Genomic DNA, 24,141 nt, shown 5'->3' on the forward strand with positions numbered 1-24,141 from the left:
GTTTTTTGCAGGCAAACCGTAATACAGAGGGCCGCGGACCGATTGCCGCGGCATTTTTCATCGCTCACGTGCCGTCATGAACCTGAACGCCCTGTTTTCCCGTTTCTCGATCCGTACGCGGATTTTCTCCACGCTCGGCCTCGTCGCCGCGCTGCTCGTCGTGTCGGGGCTGATCGGCCTCGCGGGCATGCAGAGCTCGAACCGCGCCCTCGACGAGGCTTACACGCGGCAACTGGTCGCGAAGACCGCGCTGTCCGCGGCGAGCCTGAACCTGACGATCGTGCGCACCACGCTCGACCGCGCGCTGCTGCATCCGGAAGCGGCGGAGGTGCCCGAGCTCGTCAAGAAGGCCGAGGGTTATTTGTCGAAGGCCGATACGGCGTGGCGCAACTACGCGGCGATGCCGCACGGCGACGACGAAGGCCCGCTCGCGAGTCGCCTCGATGCCGCGCGCCAGGCGCTGATCGGACAGGCGCTGAAGCCGATGATCGATGCGATTCGCGAAGGGCGGCGCGACGAAGCCGACCGGTTGCTGATGACGGTCGCGCCGCCGCTGTCGGTCGCGCTCACGCAGGCGACCGACGCGCTCGATGCGTACCAGGCCGCGCGCGGCAAGGACGTGTACGACACCGCGCAAACCTATTACGGCTGGATGCGCATGGGCGCGATCGCGGGCATCGCATTTGGGCTGGCTGCGTGCCTCGGTTGCGCGATCGGCCTGCATTTCGCGATCACGCAACCGGTGAATCGCCTGCTGTCGCATTTCCGCCGACTGTCGGACGGCGATCTCACGTCGGAAGTGCACTGGTCGTCGCGTGACGAGATGGCTGAACTGGTCAACGGCGTGACCGGCATGCAGCGCAGCCTCGCGAATACGGTGCGTCAGGTGAGCCAGGGTTCCGAAGCGATCTCGACGGCGACGCACCAGATCGCGGCCGGCAACACCGACCTGTCGCAGCGCACCGAGGAGCAGGCGTCGGCGCTGCAGGAGACGGCCGCGAGCATGGAGCAGCTGACGGCCACCGTGAAGCAGAACGCGGACCACGCGCTCGAGGCGCAGGCCTGCGCGGACAGCGCGAGCGAGATCGCGACGCGCGGCGCGACGGTCGTCGGCGAGGTGATCGGCACGATGAACGAGATTGACCGCAGCTCGCAGAAGGTCGCCGACATCATTGGCACGATCGAAGGCATCGCGTTCCAGACCAACATCCTCGCGCTGAATGCGGCGGTCGAGGCCGCGCGCGCGGGCGAGCAGGGGCGCGGCTTCGCGGTGGTCGCGGGCGAGGTGCGCACGCTGGCACAGCGTTCGGCGTCCGCGGCGAAGGAAATCCGCACGCTGATCGGCGAATCGGTCGAGCGTGTCGCGACCGGCTCGCGGCTCGTCGGTACGGCCGGCGCGACGATGCAGGACATCCAGCAGGCGATCGGGCGCGTGACGGGCATCATGACGGAGATCGCGGCCGCATCGAGCGAGCAGCGCGACGGGATCGAGCAGGTGAACCGCGCGGTGTCGCAGATGGATCAGGTGTCGCAGCAGAACGCGGCGCTCGTCGAGCAGGCGGCCGCGGCGGCCGCATCGCTCGAGGAGCAGGCGGATGGGCTGCGTCGCGCGGTGGGGGCGTTTCGGGTGGCTTGAGCGTGACGAGGTGAATTGCCGCGGACCTGTGGGCTGATGCGACCTGTTTCGCGGGTTGGTCGATGCTCTCGTCGGTGATCCGAGCGCGCAGTCTGTCTAGAAACAAAGCCCCGCTAGCGGGGCTTTGTTTCTTATAAATCAAAAACTTAGGTTTTAACCCTTAAAACAAAGGCAATCTGGCGCGAAGCCAATCCCACTTGGAGGGAGGGATCATCAGATGTTTTTTTATATTCGATTCATCGGTCAAGTCGACATAGCGAACCAGGTTGCCCTCGTAGCGCAGGGGCGGGTGAGAGCTATCTCCGTGATACCAGTTGACGGAGAAATATCGTCTCGCAAGAAGCTCGCCATTTTCACTAAACACGCTTAGTTCGATGTTGTCGTCGGTCGCGTCCTGATCATTCCCGCCAGTGCCACACAGCTTGAATCGATACCAAACGCCATTCATGTTTTTTTTGCCGCCATCCAATGTATCCGCGCGATCATAGAAATCGCATCGTCCGTAGGCGGGGCGACTGAAATGAATGATCAAACCTGCGCATATGTAAATGGCAATGGCTAGGCCAATGTATCTGATGGCTCTATTCGGCATATTTCACCAAGATTAAGGTCGATCGGCTTATTCAGCTTAAAATAGACTGGCTTTGAATATATCATGAAGTCTCTGCCTCTGTGATGCCTCTCTCTCCAGCGACTGTAATCTGCGTTGTAGATCGGAAAGTAAACGTCGGGCCTTTTGAGTTTTCCGAACATGCTTCTTCGGGTGTCGACTGGTTTGTTGATATTTTTTGACCAAATATCAATGTCGAATTCTCGCCTTGGCGATCCTGATCCGGTGAGAAGCGACCCTGTCGCAATGATCACTCCATGTTTGTTCCAGTGGCCTAAATATTGTTTTCCGTTGAATGAGTAGTTGTCTTTCACGTAAACATAGATGTGCGTAATTTTCCCCGTTGCGCTTAGGCAATAAAAGGTGCTTGATTTTTCATATTTAAAGTATTTTTCACTGGAAATTTCGACGTTTCCAATGACCGCATAAATATTAAAATTGGCCAATGCCCCTGTGAGATCCGTCGGGGAAAGGTTTTTCAGGGTGTCGAAATTACCTATTTTAGATAGTTGAAATTGCCAATTGTTGTGAAATTTTTGCAAATTTCATATAAACGAGGAGGTGTTGAAATTGAATGTCGAATTTCTGTCAAAAAATAGCTCTTTGACAAAGGACTTCGTGATGTCTGTTGCTGTGCGTATGGAGCGCTCGCTGTAAATATCGCTCGCAAGAAGTTTCTCGTATTTTTCCCTGACATTTCCGAATTTCAACACCCAATCAAGGGTAACGTCATCGTTATTCATCGGCTGGACCGACGTTGGATCGTCATTGTAGGTATACGCCGCGCCCGCAAACCAGATTCGCGCAAGCCTGGCTGAAACCTTCCAGCCCAGATTGTCCATCGCAATCGGCACGTCCTGGAGATCGAAAGGCGGCGGGTTTTCGCAAACTTCCGATTCCGCCTGCGTCGGCGGTTCTTTGGTTCTTGCCTGATCGGTTTGCGGCGGCGGTCGAGGTGGCGCAGGAGGCTTCGGGGCATTCGAAGGCCCGGAAATCGCTTTCGGAGGCGGTGGCGGCGGCTTTTCGCCCGGTGCAAGCCGGTCGATCGATACGCTCCTTTGCGTATCAAGCGGAACGCACCCTTGGGAACCCTTGTATTCCCTCAACTGCGATCCGAACAATCCCTTTGTCGGTTTGTAGTACGGCAGTTTTTTCACGTCGGCCATGGGCTATTCCGTTTGCAACGAATGGCCTGGCATCGTAAAAGCCGGCTACAAACGGGCAAACCGTCAGGTATGGCCTAAACAGGTCGAAACGAGCGTGGACAAGGGTCCCGGGCGTCGAGAAATGTGCCCGATTGTGTCAACGGCCACGATATCGGAGCGTGTCCCCGGGGCGGACAGGCGTTCGCCCGCCCGCCGCGTCAACCCGCCGCGTCCGCGAGTTGCGCGGCCGCGCGCGACGTCGCGACGATCAGCAGCTTCATCGTCGCGCGCGTCGCGCCAACGAACAGCTTGCGCGCGGCCCGCGCGTCGAGCGTGTCGAAGTCGACTTCGGTGAGGATCACGCACGGCGCCGACTGGCCCTTGAAGCGGTAGATCGAATCGAGCAGCACGTCGCCTTCGCGATATTCAGGGTTGCCGAACAGATCGTACTTGCCGGTGAAGCGCTTGATCCGGTGCGGGCCGAGCTGGTCGAGCGGCGCGAGCACCGAGCCTTCGCGGCCGCGGTACGACAGCACCGCGATGTCCTGCTTGCGGAAGCCGAGTGACAGCGCCTGCGTGATCGCGCGCTTGGTCGCGTCGATGCAGGCTTGCGCCAGTGCGTCGCCCGACGCGCCGTCTTCCCCGTATGCCGACACCGACGGATCGGAGCCGTCGAACGGGCTGCCCGAGCGCAGTTCGGCCGCGAGCGGCTCGACGCGGCCGACGACGTCGCGCACGAAGTCGAGCAGGTCGCGCGGGCTGCGGTAATTCGTGAGCGCCTTCAGCGTGACCCAGCCGGGCAGCGCGACGGGTTCGCGCATGTACAGGTTCTGCAGCGGATCTTCCAGCCACCACCATGCGCCGTTCGGCGCGAGCAGGCGCTCCAGCGCGGCCGCCCACGGCGCATGGAAATCCTGCCCTTCGTCGACGATCAGCACGTCGAAGCGCCAGCGTTCGGGAATCGGCGCTTGCGCGAAGCGCGCCTCGAGCCGTTCGAATTCGCCGGGTACCTGGAAGTCGGGCGTATAGCCGCCGTCGCGCGCGACCCAGTCGCACAGCTGGTGGTAGTTCGCGATCTTCGCGCCGGGCGGCGCGATGCGCGCGATGTAGTCGGCGAGCGGCCGGTTGAAGCAGACGTAGAGCACGCGCTTGCCGCCCGCGACGGCGTCGCGCATCACCTGCACCGCGAGCTGTGTCTTGCCCGACCCGGCGGTGCCCGTGATGCGCAGCCGGAACGGCGTGAAGTCGAGCTGACGTGCCCATGCGGCGAGCCCGCCCGACAGCCGGGTGACGAGCGTGCCGGCCTGCCCGACGAGCGCGCTCGTGTCGGGCGTGAGCGCGAGCTCGTCCGCGAGGAAATGGTGGAGCTTCGGCGCGTTCGGAAAGTGTTCGTCGTCCTCGGGCAGGATCTGCAGGATCACCTGCGCGAGCTGCGCCTTGCGCGACGCATCGACGATGCGGTCGGGCGCGACGCCGGCGATCGACGCGTCGCGGATCGCGTAGTCGGGGCAGTACAGCAGCGCCTCGACGCCGTAGACGCCCGCGCCGAGCGCGGCCGTCAGGCGCCGATGCAGCGTTTCCTGGGTGCGCGCGAGCTGGATCGGGACATTGCGCTCCTTCTGCAGGTAGACCTTCACGAGCCCTTTCGGGGTTTCGCGCAGGAAGCCGGCCTTCTGCTCGATCAGCAGCACGCGGCCGGCCGGGCTCACGACGACGAACGCGGCTTCGCCGAACACCGAGAACGCCTGGTCGGCGCGCGTCCAGTGGACGCCGTGATACACGGTGTAGCCGTCGGGCAGCGCGTGTTCGAGCGCGGCGAGCGTTTCACGCTCGCGTTCGGCCGCGCCGGTCGCGGCGAGGCTTTTCCAGTCGTCGGGGATGAGGCGGGCCATGGAGTCGGGCGGCGGATGCCGGCGTGGGCGTGAACGGGTGCCGCTATTGTACTGAGGAACCCGTTCATGCCCGCGGCGCCGCGCGTGCGTTGGCCCATTCGACGGGCGGCCGGCCCGGCGGACGTCAGCCGCGCGCGAGCCGCTTCGCGAGATCGGCGCTGAGGATCGCCATGCGCGCGGGTTTTTCGTAGCACACCACATCGAATGCACGGATCACCTCGCTGATGTCGGCTTCGCTCGCGCGGCCGGTGAGCAGGTCGCCCGTCAGCACGAAAATCGGCGCGCCCGGGTTGTCGGACGTGCGCACGGCCTTGATCGCGGTGGCGGCCGTGCCGTCGTCGAACAGCCATTCGGTCAGGACCGCGTCGAAGGCCTGGCCCTGCAGCGCGTCGACGAACGCCGCGAGGCCGTCGAACGCGGCCGTCGCGAAACTTTGCCGTTCGAGATAGCGGCACAGCTCGGTCGCGCTGACGCGATCGGGATCGATCACCGCGACGACGAGCTTGTCGCTCTCCGCGCGGCGCGGGTAGATCTCGATCTTGTGCACGTCGTACGCGTTCTGGTACAGCACGCCGGTATGGCGCAGCACGCGCCAGCGGCCGTTCTGTTCGTACGCGACGAACTCGGGGCGCGCGCCGGCTTCGAGCGGCGCGCCGATCCAGGCGGTGCACGGAATTTCTGCGACGCCCGCATACAGGACGGCTTCCTGCGAATAGGCGCCGACCATGCCGGGGTCGAGCGTTTGCGCGCCGAACAGCTGGGCGGCGGGCTCGCCGTACGCTTCGGCGACTTTCTTGATCTGCGCGAGCGTCCAGGGGCTGCTGCCGCGCAGTTTGCGGTGGCCTTGCGAGAAACTCAGATCGAGGATGCGGCACAGCTCGGTGGTCTGCTGGCGCTTGCCGATGCCGTTGCGGGTCATCAGCTCGCGCACGCGCTCGGCAACCGCGAGGGAATCCGTGGTGATTGCTTCAGTGGTCATGCTACGGGAACGGATCGTGACGTTCAGAACGACGCCTTGCGGCAGTCTCGGCGGACAGTCTTCATGACGTCCAATGGCGAGCCGACCGGCCACGCACGGAAAAGATAACTTTACCGCAAAATGGTCGCCATTCAGTGTGGTGAAAGGTGCGTTTGTGTGAAAGGTGTGTCATGAAGTTACGTTCGGCCTGCCGCGGCGCGTGCGCGAAAAGGTGCGTTCGGTAGCTCCGCGTCGGGATTTCTACGACCGGGAGGCGATTCCGCACAAGGCGGCAGGTAATCGCCGCGCCATGCACCAGCGCGGGGCGTGTCCTCGCCCGGACCGAGGTATTCGCCCCATTTTTGAAGGATATCGCGCGCCGGCCGGCCCACGCCTTTGCAGGACGAGCGATTGACTGTTTCCTCTAGTGAAACCAACGCGGATACATTTTCGGACACCAGCGCAACTGCGTGCTACGATTTTTGCCGTCTCAAAAAAGTGTTGAACCGATGCAGAAGAAATTCTTGATGCGCGGATACGAAATGAACTGCGAGCCGCGCGTGACGGAGGCCGGCAAATACGCCGCGCAGGTCGAGGTCACGAAGGTGGGTTTCAGCCGTGAGGCTGCGTTCCGCAAGCTGGGTGAGTTCGAGACCGAAGCCGAAGCGGTCGCGTACGCGAGACAATTCTCCGAAGAGTGGCTGAGCCGCTATGCGTAGCGCGGCGTGTGCGCATGCCCGTGCCCGTGCAAAGGCGGCATCGGGTTGACCGGTGCGGCGTCCCGAACGGCCGGAATTGCTGTCTGAATATTGCGAATGCGTTCGGAAATTTGTAGATTGACGACTCCTGTTGTGAGGTATCGATCGTCCGAAGGCAACGCAATTGGAGACTGCGAATGTCCACTTTGTGCATGCAGACCGTCGTTCACGGCAAAACTGTCCAGATCGTGCTGTCGCCCGAGCGGCGTACCGCCAGAATCGACATCGTCGATGACGAAACCGGCAGCTATCCGCCCCGCACGATGAGCATCGAGCGATACGTCAACGCGGGCATGGCCGACGACGAAATCGCGCGGCATGTTCTCGAGGTCGTCGCGATGTCGATCGAGCAGCTTGCGAGGCTGCAGCCGTTCGACCGTACGGCAGGCACCCAAGCGCGCTATTCGCACTGACGGCGCTTGCGTGGCGGCGGCGCCCGTGCAGATCGAGACGCCCGCCTCAATGGCCGTGTGGTTGATCCAGCGCCGCCATGTCGCCGTGGCGCCGATACGGATGGATTGCGCGTTCGCGCTACGCCGGCATATACATGAACGGCTCGCCGTCCTCCCGCTCGACGGACAGCAGCCGCTGGAGCTGATCCAGCGCGAACAGCCGTTTTCCATCCGCCGCGGCTTCGGCGATCGCCGCGTCGACCAGCTTGCGCGCCCGCGCAAGGATCACGGAGCGCTGACGCGCGATCTCGAGCACCATCCGTTGTTCGACGTTCTGCCGATTCGATTGCTTGTCGCTCAGGTGGCGCCAGCGATCGCGAAGCTCGGCCCAGGTGATGCGCTGAAATTCCGGAATCGTGCTCGGCAGCGTGCCTGCCTCGGCCGGCTCGGGCTGCCCGCGCAACGCGCAGCGCAGCGCCGCGCGGGCACGCCATTCGTCCGAAAACGGCGCATACACGTCGCGCGTGCGCCCGATCGGGTTGGCGCGCTCGATCTCCTTGTCGAGCAGGTAGCCGAGCCGCCGAAGCGCGGACCCATGCGCGAGCATGTCCGGATCGAGCACGCGGACGCGACGCGATGCGTCCGCGACGTGGGCTTTCAACTCCCACAGCGTCAGGCGAAGGTGCTGCACTTCCAGGATCAGGCGCTGTACGTCCGCGTAGGTGCACTTCGTCCACCATTCGGTGAGATCGTTCAGCTTCGGGGGATCGAATGGGGGGAGGATCATTTTTACTGCGATGACACTGTATGGATATACAGTTTATCTCGGGGCGGTCCGAGGTCGTCAAGCCGAAAAAACGGGGCCGGTCGAGGCGCGCTTTGTGCAGACGATTGCCCATCGTGGTGTGCAAGGGCACGGGCATGAACAGGGTCGAGCACGCCGGATCGATCGCTGTTCCGGCAGCAGGAAGCGATTGGCGCGATCGCTTGTCGACCCGCGCCGGCCGCACATTACATCGCCAGATGCCGGGCATGGATCGGGCATGGTATGCCATTGCATTTGCAGTCCTGATTAAATAAAAAATCCGGATGCGTGAGAGGACGCTCGCATCGAGCGCCGAGTTCCTTTCGACGCAGCAGTTCGCGTTGCACTCCACGACCTCGCATCGTCGAATGGCATTTCCGCAACGGCCTTGGGTGTGGGCGCGCCGGTGTCGGTCGACGTTTTCATCGCTACCGGTATCGATGCGCAAGCGACGGCAACCGTCAATGCAACACGCGGCTCCGGCGCTGTGGCTTCGGCAGACCCGCGCGACCGCCGTCGGCGTCAACGCGATGGTGGCCCCGACGGGATGGCCGAATGACGGTTTCCCGCCATTTATCGCTTCATGCGACGACGTTGCCGCGATAAGCTTTGCCGGCCATGCATTGACACTCGACAGAAAACAATGACCACCACCTATCCGCTGCACGACGCATTGAGCCACGCCGATACGGCGTTTCCGCCCGAAGCCGACGTCGTGATCGCCGGCGCCGGCATCATGGGTTGCGCGGCCGCTTACTACCTCGGCCTGCGCGGCCTGAAAGCCGTCGTGCTCGACAAGTCGCGCATCGCCGGCCAGCAATCGACGCGCGCGTGGGGCTTCGTGCGACAGCAGGGACGCGAATCCGCCGAAGTGCCGCTGATGATGGCCGGCATGCGGATCTGGGAAGGCCTGGAGCAGGCGCTCGGCTTCGATCTCGAATGGCGGCAGGGCGGCTGTCTCTACATGGCGGACAACGAAGACGACTGGGCGTCGTTTCAGGCGTGGCTCGCCGTCGCGCGCGAGCATGGGCTCGACACGCGCACGCTGACGCGCGCGCAGATCGACGAACGCGTGAATGGGCTGTCGACGCACGCGCGTACCCTCGGCGGCTTGTATACGGCGACCGACGGGCAGGCCGAACCGCGTCGCGTGGCCGCGGCCTTCGCGGCGCGCGCGACCGAGGCCGGCGCGCGTTTCTTCGAAGGCTGCGGCGTGACCGCGATCGAGACGGCCGGCGGCGCGGTCGTCGGCGTCGCGACCGAGCGCGGCACGATCCGCACGCGGCGCGTGATCTGCGCGGCCGGCGCGACCAGTTTCCGGCTACTCGACGGCGTCGGCATCCGGCTGCCGCAGCAGGCCGTGCGCGGCACCTGCATGCGCACCAACGTGGTCCCGCCGGTGACGGCGGCGACGGTGTGGGGCCATGGCCTCGGCATCCGGCAGCGCAAGAACGGCGCGATCAATCTCGCCGACGACATGCAGGTCGACGTCGATCTGACGCTCGGCCACTTGCGCGGATTGAGCCTCTTCTGGCCGCAATTCTGGTCGCAGCGCGACAAATTCCGGCTGCACCTGGGTGCAGCCGCGTGGCGTGATGTGCTCGCCCGCATCAACGGCACGACCGGGCCGATCGAGCCGCGCGATCCGCAGCGGCAGCCGAATCGCACGCATGCGCCGCGCGCGCTCGCGAAGCTCAAGGCGATCTTTCCCGCGCTGAAGGATGCGCAGATCGTCGAGGCGTGGGCCGGCCTGATCGACGTGCTGCCCGACGGCATCCCGGTGATCGATGCACCCGGCACGCCGTCGGGGCTCGCGATCGCGACGGGATTCTGCGGGCACGGTTTCGCGATGGGGCCGATCGTCGGCCGGCTGCTGGCCGAATGGATCGACACGGGTGCGCCGTCGCTCGATCTGTCGGCGTTTCGCGCGCGGCGTTTCGTCGACGGGACGATGGTGCGGCCGCGCAGCATGCTGTGACGGCCGGGCGCATGCGTTCCCGTCGTAGAATCGAGCCCGCATCCTTCAGGAGAATCCCCGTTGGCCACGCCATCCGATCAGCGCCGCTCGTTGCGCATGCGCCTGCGTCGCGCCCGCAATCCGTGGCAGGCGCCGCGTGCGCGCACGTTGTTCACACGCCCCGCGACGTCGCCGCTGCGCACGCTGCTGTTCCGTCTCGGCGCGGTCGTGCTGTTGTGCATGCTTGCGTTCCTCGTGCTGTATCTCGATCGCGACGGGCTGCGCGATTCGACCAAGAGCACGCCGATGACGGTCGCCGATCTCGTGTACTTCACGATGGTCACGGTCGCGACGGTCGGCTACGGCGATATCGTGCCCGTCACGGCGCGGGCGCGCCTGCTCGATGCGTTCTTCATCGTGCCGATTCGCATCGGCATCTGGTTCATTTTCCTGGGCACGGCGTATCAGTTCGTGATCCAGCGCGTCATCGAGGAATTCCGCATGAAACGCCTGCAGAAGCAACTGTCCGATCACATCGTCGTGTGCGGTTATGGCCTGTCGGGATCGATCGCGGTGCGCGAGCTGCTGGAAAGCGGCGTCGATCCGGCGACGGTGATCGTGATCGATTCGCAGCAGCAAGCTCTCGAGGCGGCGACGTCGCTCGGCGTGACCGGATTGCTCGGCGATCCGGCGCACGAGGATCTGCTGCAGCAGGCGCAGGTGCGCGCGGCGAAGGCCGTGATCATTTCGGTGACCGACGATCCGACCGCGATCCTGCTGACGCTGTCGGTGCGCAGCATCGCGCCCGATACGAAGATCGTCGTGCGGATCCAGGAGAACCTGTACCAGCGGCAACTGCGGCAGGCCGGCGCGGATGTGATCGTATCGTCGACGAAGATCGGCGCGCTGCTGCTGGCGGATGCGGTCCATAGCCGCTACATCGTGCCGTTCGTCAACGACATGCTGTCGACGCGCGGGCGCGCGACGCTGCTGGAGCGCGAGGCGTTGCCGCATGAAATCGGCTGCCTGACGAACGTCGTGCCGGGCGCGATCGTGATCGGGCTCGATCGCTGCGGGAAGATTTATTCGTTTTACGAGGATCCGCCGTGCAGGATAGAGGCGGGCGATACGCTGGTGGTGATTCAGTCGGCGCGGATTCCGGATCCGGATGTTTGAGCGCGTTTGGCTTTGGTTAGGTTCAAATTGTTCAATTCAACTTCTGGCCGGCTATCGAAAGGATTTTCGGATGAGCACGTTCCGCACCGAACAAGATCTTCGGCACGCATTGAGCGAGGCCGGATTGGACTCGTTGGCGGACCGGATCGTGGCGACGATGCGTCCCGCCATTCAGTTCGTCCGCCGACAGCAGCCCGACGACGCACTGCCGCCTGGCACGAGCAAGATCGGCGGCCTTCCCGATCTGCCTCCGGGCTTCGCTTGGCCACACCGGCGATCGCCCGCGGATGCCGATACGCAGATTCGCGCATTGCGCGAACAGCGCATTCGCGACCGGGAGCGCTCGGCCTCGTCCAGATCGCAACGGCCCAGTGACGATATCCTGGCTTTGCTGTCTGAACATGAGCGGGACGCGTGGCTTCGCTCGATAGAAGCCAGCCGCCCAGACCCGGACACGCTCAGGGCCATCCAGGCTCAAGAGGATCGTTACGACGACCTGATGGCAGTTGCTTTGGGCCGTGAATTTCCGCTGGCTTTTCTTGCACAGATCAACCTCGGCGCTTTGTCGAATGAACCGGGCTTCGACCGTGATTTACCCCGGCGCGGCGTGCTCAGCGTGTTCGAGGATCTGACGGCGCGCGATGGCGACGGCTCGTTCCAGTTGCATTGGTTCCACGTCGCCGCCGAGACACTTGAACGCCAAGCGCCCCCCGCGGCGTTGATCGAATTGTCCGACGCCAGGCAACCGGATCTTCCCTGGCACGAACAGACGATGGCGGAAGTATTGCAGCCACATTCCACGTTGGTGGTGCCTTTTCACTGGATCGAGGCCGTTGGCCCTCAGCGAAACGCGGTATTCGATTTATTGCACAGGCCTGACGGCGGCTATTCCCCCCAGCCGGATGCCGTCGAAGGCGAGCAGGTCGGCAATTTCGGCGACTTCCTCGGCGGCTGGCCGAAGCCGATCCAGGCAGATCCGGAACACATGTTCATCGGCGATGCGCGCAGTTTCCTCGACCCCGGGGACGATCGGATTCGTCACCTCTTTTCGTGGGGTGGCGAATACTACGCAGGCACTCGGCGGATGCACGCGCCCTCCGGTGGAGACGGTACCACCTACCTCATGATTCAACGCGACGATCTGCTGAGTCATCGCTTCGACAAGACCCAATCGCTCTATCAGTGCGACTGACCTCCAATCCGCCTGCTCACCCATAGGGAGATCCAATGCGTTGGTGCACTCGACTATCTGTAGCCATGGTGGCCGCAACTACGTTCAACGGATTCGTTCCGCTTACGCAGGCAAGGGCAGCCACGCCATCCGCAGACGTTTATCGTCCGTTAACGGCAGAGGCTCTGCTCTCCGGAATCGACAATGGCACGCTGGCCGGCCTCGAAGAAGGAGAGGTGAGGCAACGAACGATCTCGACGAACCGGGCCACGAGTTTTATCTACGGCGTGGCCGACACGACTGCCGGAAAGGCGTGGTGCCCGCCGTCCAGGATGGCAACGACCGAGTTGGTTGTCGCGACCTATGGGTATCTGACCAAGCTTTCGTCGCGCGACCTGGACGCCCCGGCCGCGACCATGATTACCCGGGCATTGAAGGCTGCTTACCCCTGCACGCGATAAGAAGCGTGGCCGGTACTCGTCCGGTTTCGATCGGTCCTGTTGACCTTCTCGTGCATCGGCACGAGCCAGGCCAGCCCCCGCTAACGAAACGCCCGCATCTGCCCCGTCATCATCTGCAGCATCTTGTTGGCAGCCACCGACAGCTTGCGACCCACGCGCGTGACCATGTGCGCTTCGGCATTCTCGAGGATCGGATGCGCGATGTCGATCGCGAACAGCTCCTTGGCCTGCAGTTCGGCCGTCACCGCGAAGGCCGGCATCACCGCGATGCCGAGCCCTGATTTCACGAACTCCTTCAGGATCGCGAATGAATTGGTGGTGACGACCGGCGTGAGCCGCACGCGCTCCGCGTATTCCACGGCCTCCATCATCTGCCGCGTGCCGTAGGACGGGTGGGTGGCCGCCAGCGGATAGGTGGCGAGCTGTTGCACCGTCAGCACCTTGTGGCTGCGGCGCGGGAAGTCGGGGCCGACGATCGCCATCATCGGCTGCCGCTTCGACGCGCGCGACACCAGCTTGGGCTCGGCGGGCGGGTTGTACACCAGGCCGATCTCGCCCTCGTCGTTCGAGATTTTGCGGATCACGTCGTTGGTGCTGCCCACGTCGAGGTTGACATGGATCCCGGGGAACTGCCGGCAGAACTGCTGCATCGGCCCGGCCAGCAGGTCCGACACGAAGCCCTCGCCGAGCACCAGGCTGACCTGGCCCGTCTTCAGGCCGCGCAACTCCTGCAGGCGCGAGATCAGGTCGTCGCGGTGCGCGAGCTGCTCGCGGAAATACTCGATCACGCAGTGTCCCGCCTCGGTGGGCGTCACGCCGCGCGCGTGGCGCTCCACCAGGGTGGCGTCGAGCTCCTTCTCCAGCAGCCCGATCTGGCGGCTCACGGCCGAAGGCGCCACGTCGAGCCAGTCGGCCGCGGCGCGGATCGTGCCGCAGCGCACGGCCTCGTAGAAATAGACGATCCGGCTGTCGGTCAGGGTATCGCTCATGATTCGGGTGTTCTAAAAAAGAGAACAATATCAATATTGGCGTTGATTGATTATACGGGTCGCCGGACCGAACATCGTTGCCATGCAAGGCGGGCGCAAGCTGGCGCGCCGGCCTCGAACCAACAGCTATCGGGAGTCGTCGGATGAAAACGGTGGGCGTGATCGGTCTGGGCAACATGGGGCGCGGCATGGCGGGTTCGCTGCGGCGCGGCGGCTACACGGTGCTCGGCTACGACGCGGCGCCCGGCGTGGCGCTCGCGCTGGCCGGGCAGGGGGTACTGTCGGCGCGCGATTCGGTGGCCGAGATCGCGCGCGATGCCGACGTGCTGCTGCTGTCGCTGCCGACGTCGGCGGTGGTCGAGGCGGTCGTGCTGGGTGCCGGCGGCGTGCTCGAGAACGCGAGGCCGGGCAGTATCGTGATCGACACCACCACGGCCGATCCGGACAGCACGCGGCGCGTGGCGGCGACCCTGGCCGAGCGCGGCATCGGCTTCGTCGACGGCCCGGTGAGCGGCGGCCCGAAGGGTGCCGCCACCGCCACGATGACCATGGTGCTGGGCGGCTCGGACAGCGACATCGCGGCCATCGAGCCGATCCTCGCGGCGATCAGCGCCAAGCGCGTGCATGTGGGCCCGGTGGGCGCCGGCCACGTCACCAAGCTGCTCAACAACCTGCTGACGGGTGTGCATCTGCTGGTTGCCAGCGAGGCGGTGCGCACCGCGCGCGCGGCCGGCGTCGACCCGGAAAAGCTGGTCGACGCGCTCAACGGCGGCTCCGGCCGCAACAGCGCGACGCTGACCAACTACCCGACCTGGATCTTCAACGGCAAGTTCGATTCCGGTTTCACCATGAAGCTGATGCGCAAGGACGTGCGGCTCGCGCTGGGCCTGCTCGACCAGTTCGACAGCGTCGCGCCGGTGGCGCGCGAGGCCGCGCGCGTGTGGGCCGCCAGCGAGGGTTTCGTCGCAGACGGCGAGGACTTCAACCGCATCGTCGACTTCGTCGACCCTGCCTGAGGCCGGGCAGCCCGCGCCACGATTCCGCTCGACCCACCTATACGGAAACCCGACATGACTCAGCACGCAGACCAGTTGCTCGCCGCCTTCGCGCATTTCTTCCCCGGTGCCGCCACGATCGGCTCGTATATCGACGGCGAGCTCGTCGTCGGCCAGGGCGACACGATCCAGCTTGACGATGCGGCGACGGGCGAGGCCACGCTCGCCTATCGCGACGCCGGCGCAGCCGTGATCGACCATGCCGCCGAAAGCGCGCGCCGCGCGCAGCGCGAATGGTGGGCGCTCACGCATGCCGCGCGCGGTCGCGTGATGCAGGAGGTGGCGCGCGTAATCCGCGCCGAGGCCGAGGCAATCGCGCGCCTGGAGGCGCTGGGCTCGGGCAAGCCGATCCGCGACTGCCGGGGCGAGGTGGCGAAGGTCGCCGAGATGTTCGAGTACTACGCGGGCTGGACCGACAAGTTCTACGGCAGCGTGATCCCGGTGCCGACCTCGCATCTCAACTACACGCGCCGCGAGCCGGCCGGCGTGGTGCTGCAGATCACGCCCTGGAACGCGCCGGTGTTCACCTGCGGCTGGCAGGTGGCGCCCGCGGTGGCGATGGGCAACGGCGTGCTGCTCAAGCCCTCGGAGCTGACGCCCTTCACGTCGCTGGCGGTCGCCAGGCTCGGCGAGCGGGCCGGGCTGCCGCGCGGCCTGGTCAACGTGCTGGCCGGCTTCGGTCACACCGCCGGGCAGGCCGCGATCGCGCATCGCGTGGTGAGCAAGGTCGTGTTCGTCGGCTCGCCGGCCACCGGCGCGCGCATCGCCGAGGCCGCCGCGCGCCGCGTGCTGCCCTGCGTGCTGGAGCTGGGCGGCAAGTCGGCCAATATCGTGTTCGCCGATGCCGACCTCAAGCGCGCCGCGCTGACCGCCCAGGCGGCGATCTTCGCCGGCGCGGGCCAGAGTTGCGTGGCCGGCTCGCGTCTGCTGGTGCAGCGCGCCGTCTACGATGAATTCGTCGCGATGGTGGCGGCCGGCGCGAAGAAGATCCGTGTCGGTGCGCCGCTCGACGAGGCGACCGAGGTGGGCCCGATCAACAATCGCAAGCAGTACGACCACGTGATGTCGATGATCGCGAACGGCGTGGCGGCGGGCGCCACGCTCGCCAGCGGCTCGGCCGGGCGCGTCGAGAAGGGCCGCGGCGGCTACTTCGTGGCGCCCACCGTGCTGGCCGGCGTGTCGAACGCGATGGAGGTGGCGCGTACCGAGATCTTCGGGCCGGTGGTGGCGGCCATCCCGTTCGACACCGAGGAGGAGGCGATCGCGATCGCCAACGACACCGACTTCGGCCTGGCCGGCGCGGCCTGGACTACCGACGTGGCGCGCGCGCATCGCGTGGCCGCGCAGGTGAATGCCGGTACCTTCTGGGTCAACGGCTACAAGACCATCAACGTGGCGTCCCCGTTCGGCGGCTACGGCATGAGCGGTTACGGCCGCTCGAGCGGGGTCGAGGCGCTGTACGAATACACGCAGACCAAGAGCGTGTGGGTCGAGACGGCCGAAGCGCCGCCCACCGCGTTCGGTTATCTGTAATCACCGGCCCTCATTCGACGGCAGCCGGGCTTCAAGGGGAGACTCGTCATGGAACACGCACTGGGTATCGAGCGCCGCGAGCTGGGCGGCGCGGCCACCGCCAAGGTCCTGCTTTACGCGGCCGGCATCCTGCTGGTGGCGGAATGGATCGGCTCGTTCACGTTCAAGCTCGGACCGGGCAAGGTCGTGCTGCTGCCGATGATCTGGGCGCTGCTGCTCGGCGCCGCGGTGGGGCTGGCCAGCGCGCGCTGGAACAGCAGCGCGCGCCTGAGCGTGCCCGACCAGTTCTTCGCGGCCGCGATCCTGCAGCCGGCGCTGCTGCTGTTCGTCTCCAAGCTCGGGCTGATGGTGGGCAGCGCGCTGCCCAAGCTGGCGTCCGCGGGCTGGGCGCTGGCCTTCCAGGAATTCGGCCACTTCGTCGGCACCATCCTGCTCGGCCTGCCGCTCGCGTTGCTGCTCGGCATCAAGCGCGAGGCGATCGGCGCAACCTTCTCGGTGGGCCGCGAGCCGAGCCTCGCGATCATCGGCGAGAAGTACGGGATGGATTCGGCCGAGGGGCGCGGCGTGCTGGCCGAGTACCTGACCGGCACCGTGTTCGGCGCGGTGTTCATCGCCGTGTTCGCGGGTTTCGTGAGCAGCCTCGGCATCTTCGATCCGCTCGCGCTGGCGATGGGCTCGGGCGTCGGCTCGGGCAGCATGATGGCGGCCGCGTCGGGCGCGATCGCCGCGCAGCAGGACCCGGAGACGGCGAAATCGGTGCTCGCGTTCGCCGCGGCCAGCAACCTGATCACCACCACCATTGGCACCTACTTCACGCTGTTCATCTCGCTGCCGCTCGCGGTCTGGGGCTATCGCGTGCTGGAGCCGCTGATCGGCCGCACCACGAAGGCGTCGGCGCAGCCCGAGGCGGCCAGCCCGTCGCTGGGCGACGTGCGGACCGAGGCGCCCGCGCTCGGCTACGGCGGCAAGCTGCTGGCCTGGATCGTGACGGCCGCGATGGCGCTGGTGTGCGACTGGATCGCCCACGGCACCACCCCGCTGGCGGGACTGCCGGGCATCGCGATCATGGTGTGCGCGACGATCGTCGGCGATGCGCTGGCGCGTGTGACGGGGCGGCGGATTCCGGCGGTCTGCTGGGTATCGGTGGTGGCGATGTTCCTGACGTCGCCGTGGTCCCCGTGGGCATCGCAGATCGCCGCGCTCAGCTCGCACAACGATTTCCTCGGCGTGACCACGCCGATGCTGGTGTTCGCTGGGCTGTCGATCGCCAAGGACATCCCGGCCTTCCGCCGGCTCGGCTGGCGCATCGTGCTGGTGTCCTTCGTGGCCAATGCCGGCACCTTCATCGGCGCGACCCTGGTGGCGCAGCTGTTCCATATCTGATCCGATGCGTCGCGGCGCGGCCCGCCGCCGTGCCGTGCCGCGACGACCGACAAGAGCGCTTCCTTCCGCATGACACTGATCGATTCCATCGTCGCGTACGCCGACGAACTGACGGCGATCCGCCGCGATATCCATGCCCATCCCGAGGTGGGCTACGACGTGTTCCGCACCGCCGAACTCGTCGCCGAGCGGCTCGAGCAATGGGGTTACGCCGTCACGCGCGGCGTCGGCCGCACCGGCGTGGTCGGCACCTTGAAGCGCGGCGGCAGCGCGCGCGCGATCGGCCTGCGCGCCGACATGGACGCGCTGCCCGTGCACGAGGCCAACACCTTCGCGCATCGTTCGACGGTGCCCGGCGCGATGCATGCGTGCGGCCACGACGGACACACCGCGATGCTGCTCGGGGCCGCGCGCCATCTGGCGCGGCATGGCGAGTTCGACGGCACCGTGCAGTTGTTCTTCCAGCCGGCCGAGGAAGCGGGCGGCGGCGCGCGCGCGATGATCGAGGACGGCCTGTTCGAGCGTTTCCCGGTGGATGCCGTGTTCGGGCTGCACAACTGGCCCGGCATCGCGGCCGGCGATTTCGCGGTGCGGCCGGGGCCGCTGATGGCATCGACCAGCCTGTTCCGGATCGACTTGCGCGGCGCCGGCTGCCACGCGGCCATGCCTCATCTGGGCCGCGATCCGGTGTTCGCGGCGGGGCAGGTGTTGAGCGCCTTGCAGGGGATCGTCACGCGCAACCGAAACCCGATCGACGGCGCGGTGCTGTCGGTCACGCAGGTGCATGCGGGCGAGGCGATGAACGTGGTGCCGACCGACGCATGGCTCGGCGGCACGGTGCGGACCTTCTCCGAGGCGACGCTCGACCTGATCGAGACGCGCATGCGCGCCGTGGTGGCCGCGACGGCCGCGGCCTTCGATTGCGAGAGCGACGTCGATTTCCAGCGCCAGTATCCGGCCACCGTGAACGACGCCGGGCAGACGGCGGTGGCGGTGGCGGTGATGCGCGAGCTGGTGGGCGACGCGCATGTGAACGCCGCCGTCGATCCGACCATGGCGGCGGAGGATTTCTCGTTCATGCTGCGCGAGAAGCCGGGTTGCTATGCATTCCTCGGGAACGGGGCGGGCGATCATCGCGTGCATGGGCATGGCGGCGGGCCTTGCCTGCTGCATAACGCCAGCTATGACTTCAACGATGCGTTGTTGCCGGTGGGCGCGAGTTATTTCGTGAAGTTGGTGGAGCGGGTTCTGGCGCAGTAGGGACGCGGTGGCGACTTTTCGGAGGCGATCGCCAACTTGGCGGCACCTCGTTCGCCGGTATCGGGCAACACGGCGACGAATTCCTCATCGCCGTAGCGTGTGGCGAGATCGTTGCTCCGCCGCGTATGCGCGCGGATGCATCGAACATCGACCGAAAGCGCATGCAGTCACGCGTTCAAGCGCATGTCCGGATCTGCGCCGACGGCATATCGACGGGGGCAGCGAGCGCGGCCGCGTTTGACGCGAGCGTGACGCGAAGGCCGCGACGAAGCGATGATGATGCAAGTCAAGCATGGTTACCCGGCTCGATCGCGACGGGTAGTCGGCCGTGCTTTATCTTCCTCTCGCCCTTGGACAGTGGCGGCCCCGCGACAGCGCTGGATGTGTGTTCGCGGCAGGTGTTATATTGCGCGCGCATGCGCCCCGACCGATGAGCCAACACAATCAGTATCCGCGGATCGGCGCGCCATAGAACGACAACAACGACGGGTCCGTCGCGCCACCGGTACCGCTTCGCCGTGACCAGCGCCAGGCCCATGGGTCTATGCACCGAGGGGATCGACATGAACCGGGTCTATCGGCTGGTCTGGAGCCGTAGCTTGCGTGCTCCGCAAGTGGTATCCGAACACACGAGGGCATCACACGGCGGAGTCGACGCCGGTCATGGCGCCACGCCCGCGCGCCGCTGCGCTTCCATCGCTTCCGTCGTTTCAATCGGCGTGTCGCTCGGCCTGGCCGGCGCGGCCGTCCCGGGTTGGGCCGTCACGTGCTCTTCCGGCACCATCGCGAACTGCAGCGCCCCCGGCGGCGACGGCATCCCGGACCGAAGCGGCAACGGCGGCAGCGGTAACGGCGGTGGCGGGGGTTCCTCCACGTTGGGCGGCGGCTCCGCCACGGTCCAGGTTCCCGGCGGCCCCACGTCGGGCGGGACCGGCGGCACCGGGGCGACGAACGACAGCGGGCAGGGCGGCGCCGGCGGTGCACCCGCGGTGGTGCTCGCCGGCGATGCGGTGATCAACGCGAACGCGCAAGGCGGCGCTGGTCAGGCCTTCGACGGATTCAATTTTGCCGGTGGCGCCGGCGGCGGTGGCGCGGGCGTGTATTCGACCGGCACCAGCGTGACCGTCAGCAACGGCGTGACCGTGCAGGGCGGCAGCGGCGGGAATGGCGGTGCCGGCACGTCGGGGCCTGCGTCGAACGGCGGCGGTGGCGGGGGCGGAGGCGGTGGGCTGATCATGGTGACGCCGGCGGCCGACGTGATGAACCAGGGGACGCTCGTCGGCGGAAACGGCGGCACCGGGGGCGGCGGCGGAAACCCGGGCGGCGGAGGCGGGGGCGGCGACGGGCTGCTGACCTTGGGGTCCGGTTCGCAGGTGACCAATCTCGGAACCGTCGTCGGTGGCGTGGGCGGCGTCAGCGGCGGCGGCGCAAGCACGGCCGGCGCCAGCGGCGCGGGCGTCAACCTGGCTAGCGACTTCACCGTGCTGACCAACGTCGGCACGATCACCGGCGGCGCCGGCAACGGCGGGGCTGCCGGTGCCGGTGTCATCGCCAATGGCCGCGATGTCGTCGTCAACGGCGGCACGATCGCGGGCGGCTTGTACGCGGACGGCGTGACGCGCGCGTCAGCCATCCGGTTCAACGGCGCGAACAATACGCTGCAGTTGGTCACCGGGTCCAACATCGTCGGTAACCTCGAGGTGACGGCCGGGGCGACGACCACCATCACCGCGGGCTCCGCGGGGCTCTCGTTGTCCAACCAGGTCACGCTCGGCGATGCCGCGTCCCGCGTGACCTTCGATTCCACCACGACCGGCCTCGTGGTGTCAGGCGTGATATCCGGGGCGGGCAATGTCGCTGTGCGCGGTGGCCGAACGATCACGCTGACGGGAGACAACACCTATACCGGCGGCACCACGATCACCGCCGGCACGCTGCAGATCGGCAGCGGCGGGACCACGGGCTCCGTCGCCGGCGACATCGTCAACAACGGCACGTTGGCGTTCAACCGCAGCGACACGGTGTCGTATGGCGGCACGATCAGCGGGACGGGCAGCCTCGTGCAGGCGGGGACCGGCACGCTCGCGATATCCGGCGTCGCCGGCTATGCGGGGAGCACCACCATCAACGCCGGCACGCTCGCGCTGATCGGCGCGGGCAGCATTGCTGCTTCCAGCGGAGTCGTCGCGAACGGCACGTTCGATATCTCGGGGACGACCGCGGGGGCGACGATCAACGCGCTGACCGGCACGGGCACGGTCGCGCTGGGCGGTCGCACGCTGACGCTGGCCAATGCGGCCGGTACGTTCAGCGGCGTGATTGGCGGCACGGGCGGGCTGACGGTTGCGGGGGGTACGCAGACGCTGTCCGGTACGAACGGCTTTATCGGCGCTACGTCGATCAACGCCGGTACGCTGGCGTTGACCGGTTCGGGCAGCGTCGCCGCGTCCAGCGGCGTCGTCAATAACGGCACGTTCGATATCTCGGGGACGACCGCTGGGACCACGATCAATGCGCTGACCGGCACGGGCACGGTTGCGTTGGGCGACCGCACGCTGACGCTGGCCAATGCGGCCGGCACGTTCAGCGGCGCCATTGGCGGCACGGGTGGGCTCACCGTGGCGGGCGGCACGCAAACGCTATCCGGCGCCAACGGCTTTACCGGTGCTACGTCGATCAACGCCGGTACGCTGGCGTTGACCGGTTCGGGCAGCGTCGCCGCGTCCAGCGGCGTCGTCAACAACGGTACCTTCGACATCTCGGGGACGACCACCGGCGCGACGATCAATGCGCTCACCGGCACGGGCACGGTCGCGCTGGGCAGCCGCACGCTGACGCTCGCCGATGCGGCCGGCACGTTCGGCGGGACCATCAACGGGACCGGCGGAGTGACCGTCGGCGGCGGTACGCAAACACTGTCGGCGGCGAATGCCTACACGGGCACCACGACGGTCAATGCCGGCACGCTGGCGCTGACCGGCGCCGGCAGCATTGCCGCCTCGAGCGGCGTCGTCGACAACGGCACGCTGGACATTTCGGCGACCACCTCCGGCGCCACGATCAACACGCTCACCGGCAGCGGCACGGTCGTGCTCGGCAGCCGCACGCTGACACTCGCCAATGCGGCCGGCACGTTTGGCGGAACCGTCAGCGGCAGCGGCGGGCTGACGGTTGCGGGCGGTACGCAGACGCTGTCCGGCGTGAACACCTATACAGGCGCGACGACGGTCAACGCGGGCACGCTCGCGTTGTCGGGCGCCGGTCGGCTGGCATCGTCCACGGCGGTCACGCTCGCCGGCCCCGTGGCCGCGCTCGACCTGTCGGCGGCCGGCAGCCAGACGGTCGCGCATCTGTCCGGCGTGGCAGGCAGCCGCGTGGTGCTGGGCGGCAGTGCGCTCACGCTGTCCGACGACTCGTCGCAAACCTTCGGCGGCAGTCTCGTCGGCACCGGCGGCCTGGTCAAACAGGGCGCGGGCATGCTGACGCTGAACGGTGTCAGCAACGCGTTCTCCGGAACGACGACGGTGGCGGGCGGCACGTTGGCCGTCGGCGACGCGGTGAATCCCGCTGCGGTGCTGGGTGGCAATGTGGTGGTGAATCCGCTCGGCGCGTTGCGCGGCCACGGCACGATATCGGGCGACGTCAGCAGCAGCGGCGTGGTCGCGCCGGGCGGCTCGATCGGAACGCTGTCGGTGGGCGGCAACTATACGCAGGCGGCCGGCGGCACGCTGTCGATCGAGGTCAGCCCGACGGAAGCATCGCAACTGCGCGTAGGCGGCGCCGCGACGCTCGGTGGCACGTTGGCCGTTCTGTTCGATCCCGGCACTTATGCGGCCCGCCGCTACACCGTGCTGAGCGCGGCCAACGGCGTGACGGGCCATTTCGCGAACGTCGGCACCACCACGACCGGCGCGAATCTCGGCGCGTTGCAATCGTCGGTGGACTACGGCGCCAACGTGGTCGACCTGGTGCTCGCCGAGCCGACCGGGCCCGGCGCGCCGGCCGGCCCGACGATCATCGCGCCAACCAGGACGTCGATCTACACGGCGCTCGGCACGACGGCCGTGCTGCAGGCGCAGGGCGCCAGCTCGACATTGCTCGGGCGTCTGGCGAGCCCGGAGGACGACGCGGCCGGCTCCCGCAACGTGTGGGCCGTTGCCAGCGGTTCCAGCACCAAGGTGGGCGGCACGAGCGGCGCGCCGGGCTTCCTCACGCACGCGTACGGGTTCCTGGCGGGTGGGCAGGGACGGTTCGGCGACGCCACCGTCGGTGCGGCCGGCGGCTACACGCACACCGCGCTGTCCGAAGACACGACGGGCGCATCGGGCGCGATCGACACGCTGCGCGTGGCGCTGTACGGCGCGCAGCCGATCGGCGCGGTCAACCTGTCGGCCACGCTCGGCTACGGTCTCGATTTCCTGTCGCAGAAGCGGCCATTCGGCAGCGCGGGTACCGCCGAAGGCGACCATCTCGGCCACGAATTCACTGCCGCCACGCAGGCCAGCCTGCCGATGGCGGCCGGCGGCTTCCGGTTCGCGCCGCACGTCGGGCTGCGGTATGCATATGTGCGCGGCAGCGGCTTCGGCGAGGACGGCGCCAACGGCCAGAACCTGCACGTCGGCCCCGACAGCGCGAGGAGCCTCCAGCCATACGTGGGTGTGTCGCTCGCCAAGGCGTTCGGCGATGCCATGCGCCCGGTCGACGTCCAGCTGCGCGTCGGCTATGCGCACGAGGTGCTGCGCGGCAGTCGCGTCGTCCAGGTGCAGAGCCAGGACGGGACCGTGTTCGCGGCGCCGGGTACCGATCTGCCACGCTCGTTCCTCACCACGGGCGCCAGCGTCACGCTGCAGGCCGCCAAGACGACCACGGTATCGCTCGGGCTGGACGCGACGATCAATACGGGCCATGTGTCGGCGCAGTCGGCATATGTGCGCGTCAATTCCAGGTTCTGACCGCGTGG

Annotated in this window: 17 protein-coding genes and 2 pseudogenes; 12 read left to right on the plus strand and 7 right to left on the minus strand. The window is 66.6% G+C overall.

The features are described from left to right. Window positions 1-76 precede the first annotated feature (76 nt). Window positions 77-1,636 carry a methyl-accepting chemotaxis protein gene (locus tag HWX55_RS26335; RefSeq protein ID WP_175977848.1) on the plus strand — a complete coding sequence of 520 codons (1,560 nt, stop codon included), beginning with the start codon at window positions 77-79 and terminating at the stop codon, window positions 1,634-1,636. Window positions 1,637-1,796: 160 nt separating this feature from the next. Here the strand turns inward: HWX55_RS26335 and HWX55_RS26340 are convergent, their stop codons facing one another. The 4 genes and pseudogenes from HWX55_RS26340 to HWX55_RS26355 form a co-directional block, all read right to left on the minus strand. Next, window positions 1,797-2,168: a hypothetical protein gene (locus HWX55_RS26340; protein ID WP_244140646.1), complete on the minus strand. Its 372-nt coding sequence runs from the start codon at window positions 2,166-2,168 to the stop codon at window positions 1,797-1,799. A 26-nt stretch (window positions 2,169-2,194) separates the two neighbouring features. Then, window positions 2,195-3,412 (minus strand): annotated as a pseudogene (locus HWX55_RS26345) (DUF6402 family protein). A gap of 197 nt (window positions 3,413-3,609) precedes the next feature. Then, window positions 3,610-5,283 (minus strand): ATP-binding domain-containing protein, encoded by a 1,674-nt coding sequence (locus HWX55_RS26350; RefSeq protein ID WP_175977849.1) that lies wholly within the window; start codon window positions 5,281-5,283, stop codon window positions 3,610-3,612. Window positions 5,284-5,407: 124 nt separating this feature from the next. Then, window positions 5,408-6,262 carry a helix-turn-helix domain-containing protein gene (locus tag HWX55_RS26355; RefSeq protein WP_050011883.1) on the minus strand — a complete coding sequence of 285 codons (855 nt, stop codon included), beginning with the start codon at window positions 6,260-6,262 and terminating at the stop codon, window positions 5,408-5,410. 488 nt (window positions 6,263-6,750) lie between these two features. Here HWX55_RS26355 and HWX55_RS26360 point away from each other — a divergent pair, with 488 nt between their 5' ends. Both HWX55_RS26360 and HWX55_RS26365 read left to right on the plus strand, forming a co-directional pair. Continuing rightward, entirely contained in the window at window positions 6,751-6,960 is a 210-nt protein-coding gene (locus HWX55_RS26360; RefSeq protein WP_027780901.1) for a hypothetical protein, read from the plus strand. Between the two features lie 176 nt (window positions 6,961-7,136). Further along, a complete protein-coding gene (locus HWX55_RS26365; RefSeq protein ID WP_175977850.1) occupies window positions 7,137-7,412 on the plus strand; it encodes a hypothetical protein in 276 nt (91 codons plus the stop codon). A 118-nt stretch (window positions 7,413-7,530) separates the two neighbouring features. On the opposite strand, the gene HWX55_RS26370 is transcribed toward HWX55_RS26365, so the two are convergent. Then, the gene (locus tag HWX55_RS26370; RefSeq protein ID WP_175977851.1) at window positions 7,531-8,178 is read right to left on the minus strand and encodes a hypothetical protein; all 648 of its coding nucleotides are present in this window, start codon (window positions 8,176-8,178) and stop codon (window positions 7,531-7,533) included. A gap of 661 nt (window positions 8,179-8,839) precedes the next feature. Between HWX55_RS26370 and HWX55_RS26375 the strand changes: the two genes are divergently transcribed. The 4 genes from HWX55_RS26375 to HWX55_RS26390 all read left to right on the plus strand — a co-directional run bounded on the left by HWX55_RS26375 (window position 8,840) and on the right by HWX55_RS26390 (window position 12,961). Then, on the plus strand, window positions 8,840-10,174 hold the full coding sequence (locus tag HWX55_RS26375; RefSeq protein WP_175977852.1) for an FAD-binding oxidoreductase: 1,335 nt from the start codon (window positions 8,840-8,842) through the stop codon (window positions 10,172-10,174). A 60-nt stretch (window positions 10,175-10,234) separates the two neighbouring features. Beyond that, window positions 10,235-11,329: a potassium channel family protein gene (locus HWX55_RS26380; protein ID WP_175977853.1), complete on the plus strand. Its 1,095-nt coding sequence runs from the start codon at window positions 10,235-10,237 to the stop codon at window positions 11,327-11,329. 70 nt (window positions 11,330-11,399) lie between these two features. Further along, on the plus strand, window positions 11,400-12,521 hold the full coding sequence (locus HWX55_RS26385) for a DUF1963 domain-containing protein (RefSeq protein ID WP_175977854.1): 1,122 nt from the start codon (window positions 11,400-11,402) through the stop codon (window positions 12,519-12,521). 65 nt (window positions 12,522-12,586) lie between these two features. Then, complete coding sequence (locus tag HWX55_RS26390; RefSeq protein WP_089492483.1) at window positions 12,587-12,961, plus strand: Rap1a/Tai family immunity protein; 375 nt, start codon at window positions 12,587-12,589, stop codon at window positions 12,959-12,961. Between the two features lie 80 nt (window positions 12,962-13,041). Here HWX55_RS26390 and HWX55_RS26395 read toward each other — a convergent pair whose 3' ends face one another. Continuing rightward, a complete protein-coding gene (locus HWX55_RS26395) occupies window positions 13,042-13,950 on the minus strand; it encodes a LysR family transcriptional regulator (protein ID WP_175977855.1) in 909 nt (302 codons plus the stop codon). Window positions 13,951-14,093: 143 nt separating this feature from the next. On the opposite strand from HWX55_RS26395, the gene HWX55_RS26400 reads away from it, so the two are divergent. The 4 genes from HWX55_RS26400 (at window position 14,094) to HWX55_RS26415 (ending at window position 19,181) form a co-directional block, all read left to right on the plus strand. Further along, a complete protein-coding gene (locus tag HWX55_RS26400) occupies window positions 14,094-14,966 on the plus strand; it encodes an NAD(P)-dependent oxidoreductase (RefSeq protein WP_175977856.1) in 873 nt (290 codons plus the stop codon). Between the two features lie 54 nt (window positions 14,967-15,020). Then, window positions 15,021-16,538, plus strand: a complete 1,518-nt coding sequence (locus HWX55_RS26405) for an aldehyde dehydrogenase family protein (protein WP_175977857.1) — start codon at window positions 15,021-15,023, stop codon at window positions 16,536-16,538. Between the two features lie 48 nt (window positions 16,539-16,586). Continuing rightward, window positions 16,587-17,921 (plus strand): DUF3100 domain-containing protein, encoded by a 1,335-nt coding sequence (locus tag HWX55_RS26410; RefSeq protein WP_050011874.1) that lies wholly within the window; start codon window positions 16,587-16,589, stop codon window positions 17,919-17,921. A gap of 69 nt (window positions 17,922-17,990) precedes the next feature. Then, on the plus strand, window positions 17,991-19,181 hold the full coding sequence (locus tag HWX55_RS26415; protein ID WP_175977858.1) for a M20 aminoacylase family protein: 1,191 nt from the start codon (window positions 17,991-17,993) through the stop codon (window positions 19,179-19,181). A gap of 23 nt (window positions 19,182-19,204) precedes the next feature. Here HWX55_RS26415 and HWX55_RS36200 read toward each other — a convergent pair. Continuing rightward, window positions 19,205-19,321 (minus strand): annotated as a pseudogene (locus tag HWX55_RS36200) (diguanylate cyclase); the annotation flags it as partial. Window positions 19,322-19,744: 423 nt separating this feature from the next. On the opposite strand from HWX55_RS36200, the gene HWX55_RS26425 reads away from it, so the two are divergent. Continuing rightward, window positions 19,745-24,133 (plus strand): autotransporter domain-containing protein, encoded by a 4,389-nt coding sequence (locus tag HWX55_RS26425; protein ID WP_175977859.1) that lies wholly within the window; start codon window positions 19,745-19,747, stop codon window positions 24,131-24,133. Window positions 24,134-24,141 lie beyond the last annotated feature (8 nt).

The organism is Burkholderia sp. BCC1047, assembly GCF_902833155.1.
GTDB classification, from domain to species: Bacteria; Pseudomonadota; Gammaproteobacteria; order Burkholderiales; family Burkholderiaceae; genus Burkholderia; species Burkholderia sola.